The organism is Eubacterium sp. CAG:161 (assembly GCF_000432355.1).
Lineage (GTDB): Bacteria > Bacillota > Clostridia > Lachnospirales > Lachnospiraceae > Eubacterium_G > Eubacterium_G segne.
In genome coordinates this window covers 14,862-36,964 of sequence record NZ_HF991872.1, presented here as the reverse complement: position 1 = coordinate 36,964, position 22,103 = coordinate 14,862, and the positions used below count along the sequence as shown (strand labels likewise).

Annotated in this window: 20 protein-coding genes; 19 read left to right on the top strand and 1 reads right to left on the bottom strand. The window is 34.5% G+C overall.

Annotation, left to right across the window (positions count from 1 at the left end):
* Position 1: 1 nt before the first annotated feature.
* From Q5O30_RS08005 to glgA, 8 genes are all read left to right on the top strand, one after another.
* Complete coding sequence (locus Q5O30_RS08005; protein ID WP_021953231.1) at positions 2-856, top strand: NAD(+)/NADH kinase; 855 nt, start codon at positions 2-4, stop codon at positions 854-856.
* 12 nt (positions 857-868) lie between these two features.
* Positions 869-1,315: an arginine repressor gene (locus tag Q5O30_RS08000; protein WP_021953230.1), complete on the top strand. Its 447-nt coding sequence runs from the start codon at positions 869-871 to the stop codon at positions 1,313-1,315.
* A 37-nt stretch (positions 1,316-1,352) separates the two neighbouring features.
* Positions 1,353-3,041, top strand: coding sequence for a DNA repair protein RecN (gene recN / locus Q5O30_RS07995; protein ID WP_021953229.1), 1,689 nt, complete (start codon positions 1,353-1,355; stop codon positions 3,039-3,041).
* Between the two features lie 150 nt (positions 3,042-3,191).
* Positions 3,192-4,412 (top strand): SpoIVB peptidase, encoded by a 1,221-nt coding sequence (gene spoIVB / locus Q5O30_RS07990; protein WP_021953228.1) that lies wholly within the window; start codon positions 3,192-3,194, stop codon positions 4,410-4,412.
* A 183-nt stretch (positions 4,413-4,595) separates the two neighbouring features.
* Complete coding sequence (locus tag Q5O30_RS07985; protein ID WP_021953227.1) at positions 4,596-5,735, top strand: Fic family protein; 1,140 nt, start codon at positions 4,596-4,598, stop codon at positions 5,733-5,735.
* Positions 5,736-5,913: 178 nt separating this feature from the next.
* The gene (locus tag Q5O30_RS07980; protein ID WP_021953226.1) at positions 5,914-6,675 is read left to right on the top strand and encodes an FHA domain-containing protein; all 762 of its coding nucleotides are present in this window, start codon (positions 5,914-5,916) and stop codon (positions 6,673-6,675) included.
* A gap of 219 nt (positions 6,676-6,894) precedes the next feature.
* Positions 6,895-7,758, top strand: a complete 864-nt coding sequence (gene spo0A / locus Q5O30_RS07975) for a sporulation transcription factor Spo0A (RefSeq protein WP_021953225.1) — start codon at positions 6,895-6,897, stop codon at positions 7,756-7,758.
* 70 nt (positions 7,759-7,828) lie between these two features.
* Positions 7,829-9,271, top strand: a complete 1,443-nt coding sequence (glgA, locus tag Q5O30_RS07970) for a glycogen synthase GlgA (RefSeq protein WP_021953224.1) — start codon at positions 7,829-7,831, stop codon at positions 9,269-9,271.
* Between the two features lie 91 nt (positions 9,272-9,362).
* Here the strand turns inward: glgA and Q5O30_RS07965 are convergent, their stop codons facing one another.
* On the bottom strand, positions 9,363-11,105 hold the full coding sequence (locus Q5O30_RS07965) for an NFACT family protein (RefSeq protein ID WP_021953223.1): 1,743 nt from the start codon (positions 11,103-11,105) through the stop codon (positions 9,363-9,365).
* 159 nt (positions 11,106-11,264) lie between these two features.
* Between Q5O30_RS07965 and Q5O30_RS07960 the strand changes: the two genes are divergently transcribed.
* From Q5O30_RS07960 to Q5O30_RS07910, 11 genes are all read left to right on the top strand, one after another.
* Positions 11,265-12,143 (top strand): YicC/YloC family endoribonuclease, encoded by an 879-nt coding sequence (locus Q5O30_RS07960; RefSeq protein ID WP_021953222.1) that lies wholly within the window; start codon positions 11,265-11,267, stop codon positions 12,141-12,143.
* 11 nt (positions 12,144-12,154) lie between these two features.
* Positions 12,155-12,781 (top strand): guanylate kinase, encoded by a 627-nt coding sequence (gmk, locus tag Q5O30_RS07955; RefSeq protein ID WP_021953221.1) that lies wholly within the window; start codon positions 12,155-12,157, stop codon positions 12,779-12,781.
* Between the two features lies 1 nt (position 12,782).
* Positions 12,783-13,028 carry a DNA-directed RNA polymerase subunit omega gene (rpoZ, locus tag Q5O30_RS07950; RefSeq protein WP_021953220.1) on the top strand — a complete coding sequence of 82 codons (246 nt, stop codon included), beginning with the start codon at positions 12,783-12,785 and terminating at the stop codon, positions 13,026-13,028.
* Positions 13,029-13,084: 56 nt separating this feature from the next.
* On the top strand, positions 13,085-14,413 hold the full coding sequence (gene rimO, locus Q5O30_RS07945; protein WP_021953219.1) for a 30S ribosomal protein S12 methylthiotransferase RimO: 1,329 nt from the start codon (positions 13,085-13,087) through the stop codon (positions 14,411-14,413).
* 15 nt (positions 14,414-14,428) lie between these two features.
* A complete protein-coding gene (gene pgsA, locus Q5O30_RS07940) occupies positions 14,429-14,959 on the top strand; it encodes a CDP-diacylglycerol--glycerol-3-phosphate 3-phosphatidyltransferase (protein ID WP_021953218.1) in 531 nt (176 codons plus the stop codon).
* A 26-nt stretch (positions 14,960-14,985) separates the two neighbouring features.
* Positions 14,986-16,275, top strand: a complete 1,290-nt coding sequence (locus Q5O30_RS07935; protein WP_021953217.1) for a hypothetical protein — start codon at positions 14,986-14,988, stop codon at positions 16,273-16,275.
* A gap of 199 nt (positions 16,276-16,474) precedes the next feature.
* Positions 16,475-17,371 carry an aldose 1-epimerase family protein gene (locus Q5O30_RS07930; RefSeq protein WP_021953216.1) on the top strand — a complete coding sequence of 299 codons (897 nt, stop codon included), beginning with the start codon at positions 16,475-16,477 and terminating at the stop codon, positions 17,369-17,371.
* 249 nt (positions 17,372-17,620) lie between these two features.
* The gene (locus Q5O30_RS07925) at positions 17,621-20,242 is read left to right on the top strand and encodes a cation-translocating P-type ATPase (protein WP_021953215.1); all 2,622 of its coding nucleotides are present in this window, start codon (positions 17,621-17,623) and stop codon (positions 20,240-20,242) included.
* Between the two features lie 71 nt (positions 20,243-20,313).
* Entirely contained in the window at positions 20,314-20,625 is a 312-nt protein-coding gene (gene trxA, locus Q5O30_RS07920) for a thioredoxin (RefSeq protein WP_021953214.1), read from the top strand.
* 145 nt (positions 20,626-20,770) lie between these two features.
* Positions 20,771-21,685: a thioredoxin-disulfide reductase gene (gene trxB, locus Q5O30_RS07915; protein ID WP_021953213.1), complete on the top strand. Its 915-nt coding sequence runs from the start codon at positions 20,771-20,773 to the stop codon at positions 21,683-21,685.
* 9 nt (positions 21,686-21,694) lie between these two features.
* On the top strand, positions 21,695-22,103 hold a 409-nt coding region (locus tag Q5O30_RS07910; RefSeq protein ID WP_302674654.1), incomplete at its 3' end, for a response regulator.

The following is a 22,103-nucleotide window of genomic DNA, read 5'->3' as shown; positions in this document are numbered from 1 at the left end:
TTTGAAGAATTTTTGCATTGTATCAAACAGCTATAAAGATAAAGAATTGAATTTAGCGAAAAAAACTTCTGAATACATTAAGCTAAAAGGTGGTAAATGCTATTTAGCAGATAATGTGGACATTACAACGGGAGATTTCAGGGTTCTTGATGCAAATGAGTTTCCAAAAGACACAGAGTGTGTTATAAGTATAGGTGGAGACGGAACTCTTTTACATACTGCAAAGGATTTGATGAAGCTTGATGTGGTATTTGTGGGAGTGAATAAAGGAACTCTTGGTTTTTTAGCGGAAATCTCTCCGGAAAATGTAGAATCAGCCATTGACAGATTAATGGATGACAGATTTAATGTGGAATCCAGGATGATGTTAAAGGGTGAAATAATAAGGGATAATAATGTCATATATGAATCTACGGTTTTAAATGACATCGTTATACATAGAGCAGCTGATATGGCAATCACAAGATATGAAGTATTCGTAAATGGACAGCTTCTTGGCAATTTTGAGGCGGACGGTATTATATTGTCCACTCCAACAGGGTCTACGGCTTATAATCTTTCAGCAGGAGGACCTTTGGCAAGACCGGATTCTCATTTGATTATGCTGACCCCTATTTGCCCTCATACTTTAACTAACAGAAGCATCATTTTTTCAAAAAATGATGAAATTGAGGTTGTAATAGGTGAAAGCAGAACACCAAATGAAGAAAGAAGAACTGTTGCTTTTGACGGTGACGGCATTTACAATATAGTATCCGGTGATATAATAAGAATCAGTGTTGCTGATGAAACTACGGAAATTGCAAAACTTGATGAAAGCAGTTTCCTACAGGCAGTAAAAGATAAATTAAGATAGGAAAAGGTAAAAGTGAAGACAAAGAGACAACGTAAAATAATTGAATTAATAACTGAAAGAAATGTTGAAACTCAGGATGAGTTAGCAGCATTATTGGAAAAGGAAGGATTTACGGTAACACAGGCTACAATATCAAGAGATATTAGAGAGCTTAACCTTACCAAATCAGTTTCACCGGATGGTGGACAGAAATACTCCATTGCAGTAAGTGCATTAGGTGGCATTTACGGAAAGTATTTAAGAGTATTAAGTGACGGCATTTTAAAAATGGAAATAGCTGAGAACATTCTTGTTATAAAGACTGTTTCAGGTATGGCAATGGCAGTTGGTGCAGCTGTAGATGCCATGAGTATTGAAAATGTTGTTGGCTGTATAGCAGGAGATGACACAATTATGTGTATCATTAAAACAAAGGAAGATGCACCGGTAGTAAAAGCACGTATAGAAGAGGCTATTTAAATATTAAAAACGGGAGATGAGCACAGAAGGAGGAAATATGTTAATTAATTTACATGTAAAGAATCTTGCATTAATTAAAGAAGCTGATGTAGATTTTAGCAAAGGTCTGATTGTGCTTACAGGTGAAACGGGAGCCGGAAAGTCATTACTTTTAGGCTCTGTTAATATTGCCCTGGGAAATAAAGTATCTAAGGATATTATCCGTACAGGAGCACAGTTTGCCTTAGTGGAACTGACATTTCAGGTAGATGAAGTTTGTGCTTCTAAGCTTAAGCTGATGGATATTTTTATGGAAGAGGGAAATATTATTACTGTTTCAAGAAAAATATCAGAAAGCAGAAGCGTGTCAAAAATAAATGGTGAGACAGTTAATGTTAATGTTTTAAAAAAAGTAATGGGAATGTTAGTTGACATTCACGGTCAGCATGAACACCAGTCATTATTATATGTTTCTAATCATTTAAATATTCTTGATAAATATGCTAAAAAGGAAATGGCGGATATTTTAAAGGGATTATCTGCTGAATATGGTAATTATACTGAACTTAAGTCCCGGCTGTCATCCTATAATATAGATGAGGCACAAAGGATGAGGGAGATTGAGTTTTCTATGTATGAAGTAAATGAAATAGAAAATGCCAATCTTATTCCCGGTGAGGATGAGGAGCTTGAAGAGCAGTATAAGAAGTTGTCCAATAGCGAAAATATAGTGGAAACCCTGTCATCTGTGTATGGACTTATAGGTTATGACAGTATGCAGTCAGCAGGTGAGTTAATATCTAAGGCAACACAGGAAATAAGCTCCATAAGTAATTTTGACGAAAAAATAAACGGATTTAAGGAGACTTTGTTTGATATAGATTCCGTTTGTAGGGATTTGTCGGCAGAGATTTCTGATTATACCGGTGAATTAGAATATGACCCAAGGGAAGTAAGCAGAATAAGTGAGCGGCTTGATACCATAAACCATTTAAAATTAAAATATGGGAAGACCATAGATGATATTTTGCAGTATCAGGATAAGAAACAGTCATATCTTGATGAATTAAATAATTATAGTGAAAAAATTGACCAAATTAAAGGATTAATAACAGAAAGCCGGGAGAAGCTTCAGGTGCTGTCGGAAAGAGCCTCAAAGATGAGAAAAACAGCTGCAAAAGAGTTAGAAAATAGCATAACTGATGCACTTAAGGATTTGAATTTCTTATCTGTTGATTTTAAGATAAATATTACAAAAAAGGATAAGATAACAGATAAAGGATTTGATAATGTGGAATTTATGATATCCACTAATCCCGGTGAGCCTGTAAGACCTCTTGCTAAGGTGGCATCCGGCGGTGAATTATCAAGAATAATGCTTGCAATTAAATCTCTTCTCGCAGGAGAGGATGAAATTGAAACTTTGATTTTTGATGAAATTGACACAGGTATAAGTGGCAAAACAGCCAGCATGGTGGCTGAAAAACTTGCAAAAATAAGCGCAAATCATCAGGTTATATGTATATCACATTTGTCTCAGATAGCAGCAATGGCAGATAGTCATTATCTTATAAAAAAAGACATGGAAGATAATTCCACAGCTACAAATATTGTGAAATTAACCAGAGAAGAATCAATAAAAGAAATTGTCAGAATTAATGGTGACGGAACTATGACAGATGCCGCAATTGCCCACGCAATTGAAATGAAAGATATGGCAGACAGAACAAAAAGTAACTTGGTTTAAAGTTGAGTTTTTTGGAATATTAAGAAGGAGAACATTAATCGGTTAAAGATTATGTTTTCCTTCTTTTTTTGGTATTTTTAAGAAAAAGGGGATGGAACACATAGGTGATTATGATAGAAAAATAAGGGAATAATATCAGGAGGGATGAATATGATGAAAATATATAAAAAATGCATTATTGCATCAATATTGGCGGCACTTATTGTAATACTTGTTTCAGGAGCATTATATGTAAAAAATAACCTGCCGGATACAATATTTGTGGGAACAAACAAAGTTACAAAATATCAGTTTTCAATGCCTGTTTCGCTGGATGTTACAGGGGAAAATACTGTGAAATTATCAGGGGAAAATGATATATATTCCGGTGAAAAGGGAAATTATAAGGGCAAATATAAGCTGTTCGGTATTTTTGATTTAAAAAATACCAATGTAAAGGTAGTGGATAAAGAATATGCCTATCCTGTGGGACTTCCTGTAGGATTATATTTGAAAACCCAGGGGGTAATGATAATCGGAACCGGTGACATTGATACAGGAACAGGGGATAAAATATCTCCTGCAAAAAACAAAGTAAATGAAGGGGAGTACATTGTAAAATTTAATGACATAAGTGTAAGTAATAAGGCACAGTTATCATATTTGATAAATGAAAACGGCAATAAAGAAGTGTTACTTACAGTAAGAAATGAAACGGGAATAAGAGCTGTGAAAATTAAACCTGAAAGAAACAGTGACGGTGAATATATGCTGGGAATATGGGTAAGAGACGATTCTCAGGGAATTGGAACCATAACATATGTAACAGATGACGGAAAGTACAGGGCATTAGGTCATGGAATCAGTGACATAGACACGGGCAAACTGTTATCATCCCATAATGGAACCATATATAATGCCAATATATGGGGAGTAAAAAAAGGTGAAAAAGGCAAACCGGGAGGACTTTGCGGAACAATACTTTACAATGAAAATAATGTATTGGGAAATATAGAGGATAACAGATTTTGCGGCTTGTCAGGAACAATCAACAGTGACATAGTTTCAAAATATAATCTGAAAAAAATGGAAGTGGCATTCCACGATGAAATAGAAAAAGGAGATGCAAAAATACAGTTTATTACTAATGGAAATGTTGAATATTATGATATAGAAATTGAGGAAATAAATGTAAACAATAAGGAAAAAAATATGGTTATTAAAGTTACTGACCAAGAACTTTTAAAAAAGACCAATGGGATAGTTCAGGGAATGAGTGGCTCTCCCATTATTCAAAATGGGCACATTATTGGGGCTGTAACCCATGTTTTTGTTAATGATCCAACTAAAGGGTACGGAATATTTATAGAAAATATGTTGGATTACAATTAACCACAAAAGTCTTTCTAATAGGTTATGGGGAATACATGAGAGCAAAAGCAGTTATAGCAGTTGCAAAAAAAGATTTTTTGAAATAAGGCACAAAAAATAATAGATCTATTTCAAAAACACGGTGACTTTTTGAAATAAAAGAGGTATAATCAGTATAATTATTTCAAAAAGAGGTGAAATTTTATGAGTCGAGCAGGAACGTATGTTGACAATTTAACAGGAGAGGCTACTTATCAATCTTTTAAACCAAATCCATTACCGCCAATGCCAAAAATTAAAATGGATGAGGAAATGGTAAGACTTTTAGTAGATGCCAATAAACAACTTGTAAAACTAGATACTGCATCACAGTTAATTTCAAATGCGGATTTGTTTATATTAATGTATGTTAGAAAAGAAGCATTAATTTCCTCACAAATAGAAGGAACACAGTGCACTCTTGATGATGTGCTAGATCCGGAAGTGGAAACAAATGCAAATCTGGATGTTTCAGATGTCATTAATTATGTGAAAGCAACACAGTATGCATTAAAGCGTCTGGAAGAATTACCTTTATGTTGCAGATTAATAAGAGAAATACATGAAGTATTAATGGAAAATGTTCGTGGACAGGATAAGACGCCGGGAGAGTTTAGACATTCTCAAAACTGGATTGGGCCAGCCAACTGCTCATTAAAAGATGCAAGATATATTCCTCCAAATGTAGATGATATGCAAGAAGCCATGGATGATTTAGAAAAATATATTAATGAGAATACGGATTATGATTCATTGATTCGGGTAGCATTGATTCACTATCAGTTTGAGACAATACATCCATTTTTGGACGGCAATGGAAGAATCGGAAGACTTTTAATACTTCTTTATCTGATGGAACAGGGATTGCTTGCAAAACCAGTCATTTATATATCATATTTTTTGAAAAAAAACCAGGTAGAATATTATGACCGAATTAGTGAAGTTAGAAGAAGTGGAAACTTTGAACAATGGATAAGATTCTTTTTGGAATCAGTGAGTAAAGCAGCATCTGATTCTTTAGAAACAATTCGTCAGCTTTCTGTATTGCATGAAACTAACATAGAAAAGCTTCCGAAAACCACTAGAAGTAAAGATAATTTGAGGGCTGTGTTTGATTATATCGAGCAATATCCGATTATTGATATTAAGAGAACTGCTAAGAAATTAGGTATTAGTTATAATACAGTAGCTACGGCAGTAAAGAAGCTCGTCGAACTTGGTATTTTGCAGGAGACCACCAATGCTGCGAGAAATAGAGTGTTTGTCTATGAGGAGTATTTAGGAATATTGAGGAAGGATACGTAAGAAGTAGGAAAAGATAATGATATTTGTTGATTGGAAGGCATTTAAATATAAATTGTTTGACGGTTTTGTCCTATGCATAGAAAAATACCCAAACTTGCAAAAAATGTAGTATAATCAATAAAAGGGTTTGTTTAACCTGTGATACCATAGAAAAATTGATAGCAGAAAGGAATTATTTATGGGAAGAAATAATATTCAACTGGCTTATGAAATAGAGGACATGATAAAAAAATACAACAAGAAGCCTGAAAAGAAAGTAAAAAGGAAGGATATTGTGAATATGCTTCAAAATGCCGAAATAATTATGGCAGTAAGGGCAGGCTTTGATGGTTGTGAAATATATGATGAGGTAATGGAAGGGGTATCAATGACTCCTGACATTGTTAAAGATGGAAATCGTGCAAGACTTCTTCCGGTATTTACTTCTTATGAACAGATACCGGAGGACTATATGAATACATTTTCACTTATAAGAATGGCAGCAATGGATGCCTATACATTTATGAATGATTGTGAGGGATTGGATGGAATGGTGTTAAATCCTTTTACTGAGGCGCATTTAGAATTAAAAAAGAAAAAGGATTTAAGCAAAAAAAACATTACAAGACATTATAAAAAAGAGGAAGAACCTGTAAGACGTCCGGTGGCACAGCAGCCGGAGGCAATGGTTATTTACAATAATAAAAAATACGTTATAAACAAAAGTCCTTTTACCATTGGAAGGGAAAATGCCAATATTGTAATACCGGAGACTTATATATCAAAAATACACGTGGTTATTTCATATAAAGACGGAAAATACAGGGTGGCTGACTATGCATCCACTAATGGAACAAGGGTTAATGGTACTTTGTTAAAGCCAAAAGTGTATTACGAATTAAGAGATGGTTACGTTATTGAATTGTCAGATAAGGAAAAAATGATTGTTTATATTAATTAATTTTTTATCGACATTTCAGTAAAAAAATCGACTTTAAATTGGCGATTTATTGATGTATTTAATCTTTTTATGTTACATAAAAAATTATATGTAAACCCCTTTGTCGAATTATGGGTTTTTATGCGATTTCTTTAAGTTGAACTGGAACAAAATACAATCTATAATCTTCTTTGTCAAAAGAATTCAAACAGTACTGTATTTTGACAAACAGGAGGATAGATGATAATCAGTAATACGGGAAATAGCAGTATAAATAGAGTGATTAATACAAATTATGGCAGAAAAAATGAGAAAATTAACGTAGCCATAGTAGATGATAATGAGAAGATAATAAGCAATATTTGTGATAAATTATCAGATGACAGTGAAATTGAGGTAGTTGGCAAGGCAACTAATGGGGAAGAAGCATATGATATGATAAAGAAGAATAACCCTGATGTTGTTATACTTGATTTGATTATGCCAAAGATGGACGGACTGTCACTGATGAACAAAATACATAATGATGGCAGTATGATTAAATTGCCTTTTTTCATAATTGCATCAGCCATAAGCAATGAGACAGTAATTCAGGATGCCTTTGGCATGGGGGCAGGTTACTATATGTTAAAGCCCTTTGAAATGGATATGATTGTTGACAGAATAAAAAGCGTAAGCTCATATAACAGAAAAATACCTGAAAATAAAAAGCTTATTGCTCCATATGAGGATAAAAAGCAGTTTATGGAAAGAAATATTGAAGGGGACGTTACAAACATCATACATGATGTGGGAGTTCCGGCTCATATTAAGGGCTATCAGTATTTAAGAGAGGCAATTATTATGTCGGTTAATGACCCGGAAATGCTTAATTCCATTACAAAGATTCTTTATCCAACCATTGCAAAGAAGTTTCAGACCACATCAAGCAGAGTGGAAAGAGCTATAAGACATGCTATTGAAGTTGCGTGGAACAGGGGAAGAATGGACACCATTGATGAATTGTTTGGCTACACCATTAATGCGGAAAAGGGTAAGCCTACCAATTCAGAATTTATTGCATTAATTGCAGATAAAATCAGGTTAGAATACAAATGCAGATAAAAATACCTTTTATTTATCAGACATTTTTAGTATTATATACTTAAGAAAAATATGAACCGGAGGTAAAACTATGAAGAAAATTTTATTCGTTGCATCAGAATGTGCACCTTTTATTAAGACCGGTGGTCTTGCAGATGTTGTAGGTTCACTACCAAAATGTTTTGACAAAAAAGAATACGATGTTAGAGTTATTATTCCTAAATATATGTGTATGAACCAGAAGTGGAAGGATAAAATGACTTATTTAAATCATTTTTACATGGACCTTTGCTGGAGAAGACAGTATGTTGGAATAATGGAAATGGAATATGAAGGGGTTAAATATTACTTCATTGACAATGAATATTATTTTGCAGGAGACAAGCCATACAGTGATGTGAGATATGACCTTGAAAAATTTGCATTTTTCTCAAGGGCTGTGTTGTCAGCACTTCCGGTAATTGATTTCAGACCTGACGTTATACATTGTCATGACTGGCAGACAGGACTTATTCCTGTATATTTACATGACAGTTTCGCATATGGCGATTTCTATCGTGGAATTAAGTCGATTATGACAATACATAACCTTAAATTCCAGGGTGTATGGGATATAGATACCATAAAGGATATTGCAGGACTATCAGATTATTATTTCACATCTGATAAGTTAAAGGATTATGATAATGGAAATTACTTAAAGGGTGGAATTGTTTATGCTGATATGGTAACAACAGTTAGTGATACATATGCTCAGGAAATAAAAACACCGTTTTATGGGGAAGGCTTAGATGGACTTATGAGGGCAAGGTCAAACTGCTTAAGAGGAATTGTAAACGGAATTGATTACAAGGAATATGACCCGGCTACAGACAACCTTATTGCCAAAAATTTCTCAGTAGAGAATTTTAGAAAAGAAAAGGTTAAAAATAAAACAGCACTGCAGAAGGAATTGGGATTAGAGGTTAATCCAAAGAAAATGATGATAGGACTTGTAAGCAGACTTACGGATCAGAAGGGACTTGATCTTATAGCATGCGTTATGGATGAGTTGTGTCAGGATGCAGTTCAGTTTGTAATTTTAGGAACAGGGGAAGAAAGATACGAAAATATGTTCAGACATTTTGACTGGAAATATGGAAAAGACGTATCTGCCAATATTTTCTATTCAGAGGAGTTATCTCATAAGATTTACGCCGCATGTGATGCATTCCTTATGCCATCTCTCTTTGAACCGTGTGGACTTAGTCAGCTTATGAGTTTAAGATATGGTACACTTCCGATAGTCCGCGAAACCGGTGGATTAAAAGATACGGTACAGCCTTACAATGAATACGAAAATACAGGTACAGGATTCTCATTTAGCAATTATAATGCTCATGAGATGATGGGTACGGTAAGATACGCAGAACATGTATTTTATGATAAAAAACGTGATTGGAACAAGATGGTTGAAAGGGCTATGAAGGCTGATTTCTCATGGAAGGCATCAGCTGAAAAATACCAGCAGTTATATAATGATTTGTTAGGATAATAGCTGACATTAAAATCGTAAAAAGTATAAAAAGACAGGTAGAAATTTCTTTAATGAAATCAGATACCTGTCTTTTAAATTACAAATAAATTTATTTGACTTCTTTAATGCCTGAAATATCAGGGGCAATAGTCATGGAAAAATTAGTATGATAAATTACAAAACCGGGCATGGCACCGGCAACCTTCTTTATGTGTTTTTTCTGAATGTAATCTATCTCAACCTTATCCTGATTAGAACCCTTTGAGTAAAAGGCTGCAAGTCTTGCAGCTTCCTCAAAAGTATTATCAGGAAGCTCTTTGTTATTACATTTGACTATAACATGAGAGCCGGGGAAGGTTTTGCTGTGAAACCACCAGTCATTTCCAGTGGCAATCTTAAAAGTAAGCTCTTCGTTTTGGATGTTGTTTTTTCCCACATACATATCAAATCCGTCAGAGGATATAAAATGAAGGGGCTTGCTTTTATCCCTGTCTTTTTTATTTTTATCCTTAGAGCTATGTTTAATATAACCGGTTTGCCTTAATTCCTTAGAAATTGCCTTTAAATCCTCTTCGCTGTCAGCAATATCAAGGGCAACGTCAATGGATTCTAAATAGGTTATGGAGGCTTTGGTCTCCTTTATTATTTCACTAAGGGCTTCATAAGTTCTCTTTAATTTAGTGTATTTTTCAAAAAACTTCTTGGCATTGTCAATTGGTGACATAGTAGTGTCAAGAGTAATTTTAACAGGCTTTCCGGTATAAAAATCCGTGGTTTCAAAAACTTTAGTTCCGGGAGTAATTGAATAGCCGTATGTGGTAAGAAGCTCCCCATAAACCTTATATTTGTCTTTTTTTTCAGTATCCTTTAACTGGTGCAACTGAAGATTATATTTTTTGTTTTCCCTTTCAAGGGCGTTAGTTACTATTTTTCGTAGGTCAACTGACTTTTGCCGCATTCTTGTGTAAAGATTTTTCTTAGCATAGTAGGTTTCTAAAAGTTCACTTATACTTTCATAATTTGTTGCAACGCAGTCAGGATAAGTTGAAAGAGGGATAGCACTAAACTCTTCCGGTTTGCCATCCTTTTCGTAAATTACAGGGGAAAATTCCTGCTTTTTAATTTTATTAATCATAGAATAAAAACTCATCCATATAAGATTCTGGTCACCGTGAACAATAGTGTTGGCAGGCATTGAAGAATCTAATTTGTTTTCAAAACACAGGCTTTCGGCAATAGTAGGACTGATTCCGGTAAAACTGGTATATATTGCCTTAGACAATGCCATAGGCTTTGAAAAAACAATATTAAAGAAATCTTCTCTTGTGATTTCAAGAGGATTAGCCTTATCCATGGTTTCAGGAATAAAATAAGGTTTCCCCGGCAAAACCTGTCTTACAGAGCTCATAACGGAAGTTACATGCTTAATACTGTCAATAATTGTATTGTTATCGTCAGTAAAAATTATGTTACTATGTTTTCCCATAAGCTCAACAATAAGATGTTTTACCTTTACATCCCCTAATTCATCTAAATGCTGAATTTCAAAGTCAATAATACGTTCAAGTCCCGGCTGGGTTATACTTAAAATCCTTCCGCTATTAATATGTTTTCTTAAAAGCATACAAAAATTAGGCGCAGTTAAAGGCGCCTGCTTGTTATTTTCAGTAAAATAAGCAAGGGGAAGACTTGCATTAGCACTAATAAGCATTTTATGCTGGGTTTTTCCTGCCTTATATGTAATCATAAGCTCATCAGATTCAGTCTGGGCAATTTTATATATTCTACCTTCTGCTAAACGGGAATTAAATTCCGAAACAAGAGCAGATACGGTTATTCCATCAAAAGCCATATAGGTCTCCTTAATTAGTTAAAAATTTTGTTTAAAATGTAACAAATTAAATTTTAATATTAAATAAGGGTTAAGTCAAGGAAACTCAAACCTTGACGGTAAGGCTTCTATGAATTATAATAAAGTGAATTATGGGCAAATAGTTCATTAGGAGGCAACATGCTAAAAAGTATGACAGGATTTGGCAGGTCGGAAGTTACCGAAGGCGACAGAAAAGTTACGGTAGAAATGAAATCTGTCAACCACAGATATTTAGAATTAGGAATAAAATTACCAAGAAAGCTTAATTTCTTAGAAAGCGCGGTGCGTAACGAAATGAAGAAATACGTGCAGCGTGGAAAAATTGACGTTTTTGTAACTTATGAAAACCTCGGTGAGGGAAGCGAAAGCATAAGATACAATAAGGAATTAGCCAGGGAGTATTACGACTGCTTTGCACAAATCAGTGAAGATTTAGGCATTGATAATGACATTAAAACCAGCTTTATAGTTAAAAGCCCTGATGTTATTACGGTAGAAAGCGGTCAGGATGATGAAGAAGTAATACAGTCACTTGTTATTTCAGCTATTGATCAGGCAACTGAAAAGTTAGTTGAAACCAGAAGAGTGGAAGGTGAACATCTGAAGAAAGATTTGATTTCAAAATTAGATGACATGATTGTATTAGTTGAAAAAATTACTGAAAAGTCTCCTGTTATTGTAGAAGAATATAAGGAAAAAATAACTACACGTATTAATGAATTATTAGATGAGGCAAGCATCGACGAGGCACGAATTGCTCAGGAAGTTACCATATTTGCAGACAAGATTTGTGTTGATGAGGAATTAGTAAGATTGGACAGTCATATAAAAACCATGAAAGATACCCTGATTCAGGGAGGAGCTGTTGGCAGAAGGCTGGACTTTATTGCCCAGGAAATGAACCGCGAGGCAAATACCACTTTATCAAAAACAACTGATGCAGAAATATCAGATATGGCTATTGAACTTAAAACAGAAATTGAAAAAGTTAGAGAGCAGATTCAGAATATAGAGTAGAGGTGACATCCATGAAAAAAGGAAAATTAATTATTGTTTCAGGATTTTCGGGAGTTGGAAAAGGAACTGTTATGGAATATTTGAAAAATAATTATGACAATTATGAGTTTTCAGTTTCAGTAACAACCAGACAGCCGAGAGAAAATGAGATAAATGGTGTTCATTATCACTTCATTACTAACGACAAGTTTGAAAAAATGGTAAATGAAGATGCACTACTTGAATATGCAGGATATGTAGACCATTATTATGGTACACCAAGGCAGTTTGTTGAGGATAACATTAATCAGGGAAAAGATGTTATTCTGGAAATAGAAACTCAGGGTGCCCTGCAGGTTAAGGAGAAAAAGCCGGAAGCAGTTATGGTATACATTCTTCCACCAAGTGCTAAGGAACTTAAGAAAAGGCTGGTGGGAAGAAATACAGAAAGCATAGAAGTTATAAATGACAGATTGGCAAAGGCAGCAGAGGAAACAGATAATTTAGATAAATACGACTATTTTGTCGTTAATGATAAAGTTGAAACATGTGCCAAAAACATAGATGGCATAAGAAATGATGATAATCCTGATTTAGCAGATAAGGATTTCGTTGAACAGATTAAAAAAGATATTTTAGGTTTTAAGAGAGGAGAATAATATGTTACATCCATCATATTCAGATTTAATGGCAGTTGCAAACAGTGAGGTTGAAGACGGTGAACAGCCGGTAGTACAGAGCAGATATTCAATTGTAATGGCTACATCTAAAAGAGCAAGACAGTTAATAGCAGGTGATACACCACTTATTGACAATGCAGAAGGTAAGAAACCATTATCAATAGCTGTAGATGAATTATATAATTCTAAAATCAGAATTTTAGGCGAAGACGAAGAAGAGGAATAAAGTGTCGGTTACGACACTTTTTCTTAGGCTTTATTTTAAAATAAGGAGTTTTTTGTTTGAAAGTACTGTTTATATCATTAGGATGTGATAAGAATCTTGTGGATTCTGAGCATATGTCGGGAATACTTGAAAAAGCAGGTTATCAGTTTACTGATGATGAAAGAGAAGCTGATATTATAGTAATTAACAGCTGTTGCTTTATTAATGATGCAAAGGAAGAAAGCATTAATACCATTTTTGAAATGGCAAGATACAAGGAAGAAGGAAATTGCAAGGCACTAGTGTTAGCAGGTTGTCTGGCACAGCGTTATTATTATGAAATTAAGGAAGAAATTCCTGAAATTGACATATGCATAGGAACAACGGCAATAGACAGCATTGCAGATGCACTTAATAATTTCTTTAAGGAAAAGGAAAAGGTTTTTTGTCTTAAGAATATTGATATTCATGCAGGGGAAAATGCACCGAGAAATTTATCCACATCAGGAAGTTATGCATATTTAAAAATAGCAGAAGGTTGTGACAAACATTGCACATACTGTATTATTCCTAAAATAAGGGGAAATTACCGAAGCGTTAAGATGGAAGACGTTTTAAAAGAGGCTAAGGAGCTGGCTGAAAGCGGTGTAAAAGAACTTATTTTGGTGGCTCAGGAAACAACCATGTATGGTGTTGATTTATATGGCAAAAAATCATTACATGTTCTTTTAAAAGAACTGGCAAAAATTCCGGGAGTGTACTGGATCAGAGTATTATATTGCTATCCGGAAGAAATATATGATGAGTTAATAGATGTAATGGCATCAGAAAGTAAGATATGCCATTATCTGGATATTCCTATTCAGCATGCCAGTGATAATGTTTTAAAGAGAATGGGAAGAAGAACAGACAATAAACAGTTAAGAGATATTATCGCAAAGCTTAGAAGTAAGATTCCGGACATTGTTCTTAGAACTACTCTAATTACAGGATTTCCGGGAGAAACCCGGGAAGACCATCAGATAACCATGGAATTTGTTGATGAAATGGAATTTGACAGACTTGGAGTTTTTACATATTCAGCAGAGGAAAATACTCCGGCGGCTAATATGGAAGACCAGATAGATGAAGAAGTAAAAATCTCCCGTCGTAATGAAATTATGGAATTACAACAGGAAATTGTATTTGAAAAGTCTGAAAAGCTTGTGGGAAGAGAGTTTGTTGCACTTATAGAGGGACATATATCCGGTGAACATGCATATATGGGAAGAACATATATGGATATACCGGGAGTTGACAGTAATATTTTTATTGTAACAGACGAAGAACTGATGACAGGAGATTTTGTAAAGGTAAAGGTTACCGGAACAAATGACTATGACCTGATTGGAGAATTGGTTTTGTAAAGTTTAGGAGGCTATATGAATTTACCGAATAAATTGACAGTGTTTAGAATTTTGTGTATTCCTGTGTTTGTAATATTTTTACTTGCAGATGGGATTACATATAATAATTATATTGCAGTGGCAATATTTATATTGGCAAGTCTTACGGATTTTCTTGATGGAAAAATCGCAAGAAAATATAATTTGGTTACTAATTTTGGAAAATTTATGGATCCATTAGCGGATAAGCTATTGGTATGTTCAGCGCTTATCTGTCTTACACCGGATAAAATTCCTGCATGGATAGTTATAATTATTATTAGCAGGGAATTGTTTATCAGTGGATTTAGAACATTGGCTGCTGATCAGGGAATCGTCCTTGCAGCAGGTTGGTGGGGAAAGTTTAAAACAACATTTCAAATGTTGATGATTATAGTACTTATATTAAATTTACCATATGCAGTATTTGATGTTATAGGAGAAATTCTTATATGGATTTCCCTTGCCCTTACAATTATATCAATGATTGATTATGTGGTTAAAAATATAGATGTACTGAAGAATTAATTTATTTTATGTGAGGAGAAGGAATAATGGCAGGGTACAATACTTTATCAAAAGAGCAGTTAAATGAGGAACTTGTAAAATTAAAGGAAGAATATGCAAAGATTCTTGATTCAGACATTAGTCTTGATATGTCAAGAGGAAAGCCGGGAGAAGACCAGTTAAATCTTTCCATGGGAATGATGAATGTTCTTGACGGAAATTCAGACTATAAGACAACAGTAGGTTTTGATTGCAGAAACTATGGACTTTTAGACGGAATACCTGAAGCAAAACAGATGATGGCAGATATTATGGAAGTTTCACCGAAAAATGTTATAGTTTTCGGTAATGCAAGTTTGAACATTATGTATGATACCGTGTCACGTTCATTTACACATGGTGTGTTAGGTGAAACACCTTGGTGTAAATTAGATAAGGTAAAGTGGTTGTGTCCTGTTCCGGGATATGACAGACATTTTGCCATAACAGAATTTTTTGGCGTGGAAATGATTAATGTGCCAATGAATGAAGATGGTCCTGATATGGATATGGTAGAAAAGCTTGTATCAGAGGATGAGGCAATAAAAGGTATCTGGTGTGTACCGAAGTACGCAAATCCAACAGGAGTGGCTTATTCAGATGAAGTTGTAAGACGTTTTGCGGCCCTTAAGCCGGCGGCAAAGGATTTTAGAATATTCTGGGATAATGCTTATGCAATTCATCATTTATATGAAGATGAAAGCAAACAGGAAAAAATATTAAATATATTGGAAGAATGTGAAAAAGCAGGAAATCCTGATATGGTATATGAGTTTGCTTCAACATCAAAGGTTTCATTCCCGGGTTCAGGTGTGGCAGCAATGGCTACATCAAAGGCAAATATTGCTTTTATTAAGAAACAGATGGGCATTCAGACTATTGGATATGACAAAATTAATCAGTTAAGACATGTTAAGTTCTTTAAGGATTTTGATGGTGTAAAAGCACACATGATGAAACACGCAGCTCTTTTAAGACCAAAGTTTGATGCTGTATTATCAATGCTTGACAAGGAATTAAAGGATGCGGAAATTGCCGCATGGACAAAACCACAGGGCGGTTACTTTATTTCATTAGATGTAATGGAAGGCTGTGCAAAGAAGGTTGTTTCAATGTGTAAGGATGCAGGTATGATTCTTACAGGAGCAGGAGCAACATACCCATATGGAAAGGATCCAAAGGACAGCAATATAAGAATTGCACCATCCTATGCAACACCTGAAGATTTAGTTAAGGCAAGCAAGATCCTTATAGTTTGTACAAAGATTGCCACAATTGAAAAAATGCTTGAAGCATAAATTAATTATAAAATATATAGAAGAGCCATAACTGTATTTTTGTGCAGATATGGCTTTTTGTTTTCTTTAGAAACTGCATAAAAATAAATTTTCCTATAACAAATGCAAATAAATAATTAATTTTGGGTTAAAATTTTTATTATATTATTGTATAATATGAACAGATTATAACGTAAATACTATGAAGAGGGGTTTTAAAATGGCAGAACACATAATTGAAAATGACTATTTAAAAGTAACTATAGAAGATAAAGGGGCAGAACTTGTAAGTGTGTATGACAAGGAAAATAATGAGGAGCGTATATGGTGTGCAAATCCTGACGTATGGAACAGACATGCACCAATTTTATTTCCTTTTGTAGGAAAGGTAAATAATGGAGTTTATAGATATAATGGAAAAGAATACGAAATGAAAACACAGCATGGATTTGCAAGGGATAGGGAATTTGAACTTGTAGCTGAAACAGAAAACAGTATTTCCCATTGTTTAAAGGCTGATGAAGAAAGTCTTAAAATCTATCCATTTGATTTTGAATTAACAGTTACTCACAGATTTTCAGCAGACAATCCAAGAATGGTAGAGGTGGAATGGAAAGTTAAGAATAATGGAACCGATGATATGTATTATTCTATTGGAGGACACCCGGGATTTGCCATTCCAAGAGATAACAGATGTAGCAGAGAGGATTATTATCTGGAATTTCCGGAAAAGACATTTGCCCATTACATTCTTATAAATCAAAGCAATGGTTTAGCATATCCGGATGAATCACATCCTCTTGTATTAAACAAAAATGCATGTCATATTGCAAGAAATATGTTTGATAAGGATGCACTGATTTTTGAAAACAGTCAGTTACATACGGTGAGGATATTAAAACCTGACAGAACACCATTTATTTCACTTTATTGTGCAGGTTTTCCATATGTAGGTATATGGTCAAAGGGAGAGGCTGATTTTGTTTGTATTGAGCCGTGGTATGGCAGAACAGATAACGATGGCTTTACCGGAGATTTAAAGGACAAGGCTGGAGAGTGCAAATTATCAGCTAATAATGAAAAAAATATATCTTATGGAATAGAGTTTCATAAATAATATCTGAAAAAAATAAAATTGTGTTATACTTGCATAAGGTTAATATATGTGTTAGTCTATTAGAAGATATTAGGGAGTAGTTCACAACGTAAGTTGGTGCACTTGTCGTCATCACGTTTTTTTTAAAACCGGGAAGTGCAGTTAGAACATTCTAAAAGAACGAGACTTTTATCGCCGTTATTTTTGTGCGATAAAGGTCTCGTTCTTTTTTCGCATAAAAATACTTATTAAGTATTTGAGGAGGTCTATATGAAAGAGTTTTGGAGAATGGGAAAAGAAGAAGTCCTAAAGGAATTGGGAGTTTCTCAACAGGGACTGGCTGGTAAAGATGTGGAAAGCAGAAAAGAAAAATATGGAGAAAACATTTTAGAGGAGGCACATAAGAAAAGCATACTTAGAATTTTTGTGGAACAATTTGCTGATTTGTTAGTAGCTATATTGGTAGTTGCAGCTATTATTTCAGCTGTTTCAGGAAGCGTTGAAAGTACAATTGTTATAATAGTAGTTCTTATTATGAATGCTATATTAGGTACTGTACAATATGTAAAAGCCGAGAAATCATTGGAAAGCCTTAAGGAGCTATCATCCCCCATGGTTAAGGTGAAAAGAGACGGACAAAAACTTGAAATTAAATCTTCGGAAATCGTTGTGGGAGATGTGATTTTGGTGGAAGCCGGAGACGTCATTGGGGCAGATGGCAGGATTTTGGAAAGTTATTCATTAAAGGTTAATGAAAGTTCTCTTACAGGGGAAGCCTCAGAGGTAGAAAAGAACAATAGAATTATTAACGAAGAAGTGGCATTGGCTGACAGAAAAAATATGGTATATACCGGAAGCTTAGTAGTTTATGGACGTGGAGAAATGATAGTTACTGCTGTGGGAATGGATACGGAACTAGGGAAAATAGCAGGAATGATAAATGCCGTAGGGGACAATAAAACACCATTACAGCAAAATCTTGATAAATTTAGTAAAGGCCTTGCCATTGCCATTATGATTATAAGTGCCATTGTGTTTGCACTATATTTGTACCGTGGAACTAATCCGCTGGATGCACTGATGTTTGCGGTGGCACTGGCTGTGGCTGCAATACCTGAGGCATTAGGGTCTATAGTTACCATTGTTCAGGCAATTGGAACAAGTAAAATGGCAAGAGAAAATGCCATAATAAAGGATTTAAAAGCAGTGGAAAGCCTTGGATGTGTTTCTGTTGTATGTTCAGATAAAACAGGAACCCTTACTAAAAACAAAATGACTGTAAAAGAAATTTTCACAGCTGGAAGGAATATAAAGCCGGAAGAAATTGATTTAACTAAGGATGTGCACAGATATCTTATATATGATGCTGTTATTGCCAATGATGCTATTTTGTCTAATGGGAAATACATTGGTGATCCTACTGAGTACTCATTAATGGAAATGGCAGATAACGTTAATTTAAATCAGCAGAAGAAGCTGGATACAGATTTCATTAGAAAATGGATTAACAGAATGGAGGAAATTCCTTTTGATTCAGACAGAAAAATGATGAGTGTCAAATGTAAGCTGCATGGAAGGGAGACCATTCTTACTAAAGGGGCACCGGACTTACTTATAGAAAAATGTATCCGGGTAAAACATGAAAATAAAGTGGTTGATATGACAATTAACGAGAAGGAGCAAATTGTTAAGGCATACGAAAAGTTTTCAGAAAATGGACTAAGGGTTCTTGCTTTTGCATACAAGGAAACTAACCATAAGTTAGGATTAGAGGAGGAATGTGACTATACATTTATTGGATTAGTTGCCATGGCAGATCCTCTCAGGGAGGAAACGATTCCTGCGGTTATGGATGCTAAAAGTGCAGGCATAAAAACAGTCATGATTACAGGAGACCACAAAACGACAGCTGTAGCCATTGCTAAGGAAGCAGGAATATACCGGGAAGGGGATATGGCTATTACAGGTCTTATGCTGGATAAAAAAGATGATGAGTGGCTTAATGAAAACGTTGAAAATATTTCGGTGTATGCCAGAGTTTCTCCGGAAAATAAAATAAGAATAGTTAAGGCATGGCAAAACAGAGGACATATTACAGCCATGACCGGTGATGGGGTAAATGACGCACCGGCACTTAAAAAGTCGGATGTAGGCATAGCCATGGGAATAACAGGGACAGAGGTTTCTAAAGATGCTGCAACCATGATTTTGGCAGATGATAATTTTGCAACTATTATTAAGGCAGTTTCTAATGGAAGAAATGTATTTAGAAACATTAAAAATGCCATTATATTTCTTTTATCCGGTAACATGGCAGGAATCCTTACTGTTCTTTATACAGTTTTATTAGGGCTTCCGGCACCATTTACGCCGGTACACCTTTTGTTTATGAACTTGCTGACAGATTCCCTTCCGGCAATTGCCATTGGAATGGAACCGTCAGATAAATCATTGCTTAGAATGCCTCCTAGAAATCATAAAGAGGGGCTTTTAACAAAAGATTTTATACAAAAAATCCTGATTCAAGGTGGTTTAGTTGCAATTGCAACAGTAATTTCTTATTATATAGGTTTAAATGTAAGTAGTGGATTTGCAACAACAATGGCATTTTTAACATTAACCATAGCAAGATTGTTCCACTGCTTTAATTGCAGAAATGATAAACCAATATCAAAGATAAAATTATTGTCAAATAAGTTTAGCGTAATGGCATTTGTGGCAGGACTTATCTTTATTGGTGGAGTTATTGTTATAACACCTCTTAGTGGTTTGTTTGATATTGCAAATATAGGAGTAAGAAATCTGGTATTTGCCATTGCACTGGCTTTTGCACCAACAGCTTTAATACAGCTGTATAAAATGGTATTATATAAGGGAAGGAATGAAAAGTAAAATATATTAGGGATAAATTGTATTAAAAAAAGTGGATATACTAAAAGTGATAAAACGAAAGGAGGTACGTTATGGCAGTAGTTGAAATAACAAAGGATAATTTTGAGCATACAGTTTTAAAGGCAGATAAGCCTGTTTTAGTAGATTTTTGGGCGGAATGGTGCGGACCATGTCAGGTGATGGGACCAATTGTTGACGAAGTTGCAGAAGAAAGAAATGATATAATCATAGGCAAACTCAACGTTGACACACAGCCGGAAATTGCTTTGAGATATAATGTAATGTCAATTCCAACATTAATATTATTTGAAAATGGTGAGGAAGCACAGAAATCTATTGGACTCATATCTAAGGAAGAGTTATTAGAACTTATTAATAAATAATTATAGTTTAAAACGGATAGGTATATAGAGAATAATATACACATCCGTTTTTTTATGATAAAATTTATGGTGTAATGAATTTCGTGGGAAATGACTTTTTTATATCAAAGTTATTTGATAAAATTTCTAAGTTAAGGACAAGATTATGTATGATGTTATTGTAATTGGCGCAGGTACTGCCGGAATGACGGCAGGAATATATGCAAGACGTGCCGGGAAAACAGTTTTAATAATTGAGGAAAAAAATTATGGTGGACAAATAATAAATACTCCGGAGGTTGAAAATTATCCGGGAATTTCAAAGGTGTCCGGATTTATTTTTGCAAATAATCTTTATAATCAGACAAGAGAATTAGGCGCTGAATTTAAGTTTGAAGAAGTTATTAAAATTCAGAATAATTCCGGTTATAAAGTAGTGGTAACTAATAAGACTAAGTATCAGGGAAAAACCGTGATTATAGCTACCGGGGCTAAAAACAGACCCTTAGGAGTTAATAACGAAGATAAACTAACCGGTGCAGGTGTTTCTTATTGTGCAACCTGTGACGGGGCATTTTTCAGAGGAAAAGATGTGGCAGTTGTAGGTGGAGGAAACACGGCATTAGAGGATGCATTGTTTTTGTCTGATTATTGTAATTTGGTCTATGTTGTTCATAGACGAAATGAATTTAGGGGGGAAAAGGGACTGACAGATATTTTAAAAGAAAAAGGCAATGTGAAATTTGTTTTTGACAGTGTTGTAAAGTCAATAAAAGGAGAGCAATCAGTAGAAGGACTGGAAATATTAAATGTTAAAAAGAATACATTATCTGAAATAAAGGTTCAGGGAGCGTTTATAGCAATTGGACAAATGCCTGACAATGAAAAATTTTCAGATATGGTAGAATTAGATGGTAAAGGTTATATAAAGGCGGATGAAACATGTACTACAAATACGGAAGGTGTATTTGTGGCAGGAGATTGCAGAACAAAACAGGTAAGACAGCTTACAACAGCAGCATCAGATGGAGCTGTTGCGGCTTTAGCTGCCTGTTCATATATTAATAAAATAAATCAATAGGAGTACGAGATGGATAAGAAAACAATATTAATTGTTGAGGATGAAGACAAATTAAGAATGACAGTTGCGGATTTCCTAAAAATTTATGATTACGAAATATTAGAGGCAAAAGACGGAGAATGTGCAATAAAAGTTTTTGAAGAAAACATTAAGAAAATTGATTTAGTGTTATTGGATATAATGCTACCTGTATTTGACGGACAATATGTGTTAAAGAAAATACGTGAATTGTCTGAAGTTCCGGTTATAATGATGACTGCCAAATCAGGAGATTATGAACAGATAAAAAGTTTTGGAAACGGTGTTGATGATTACATCAAAAAGCCTTTCATGCTGGTTTTATTAAAAGCAAGAATCGAGGCTGTATTAAAAAGAGTAACAAAACCTGAAACAATAGTGGATGAATTAGAGGCAGGGG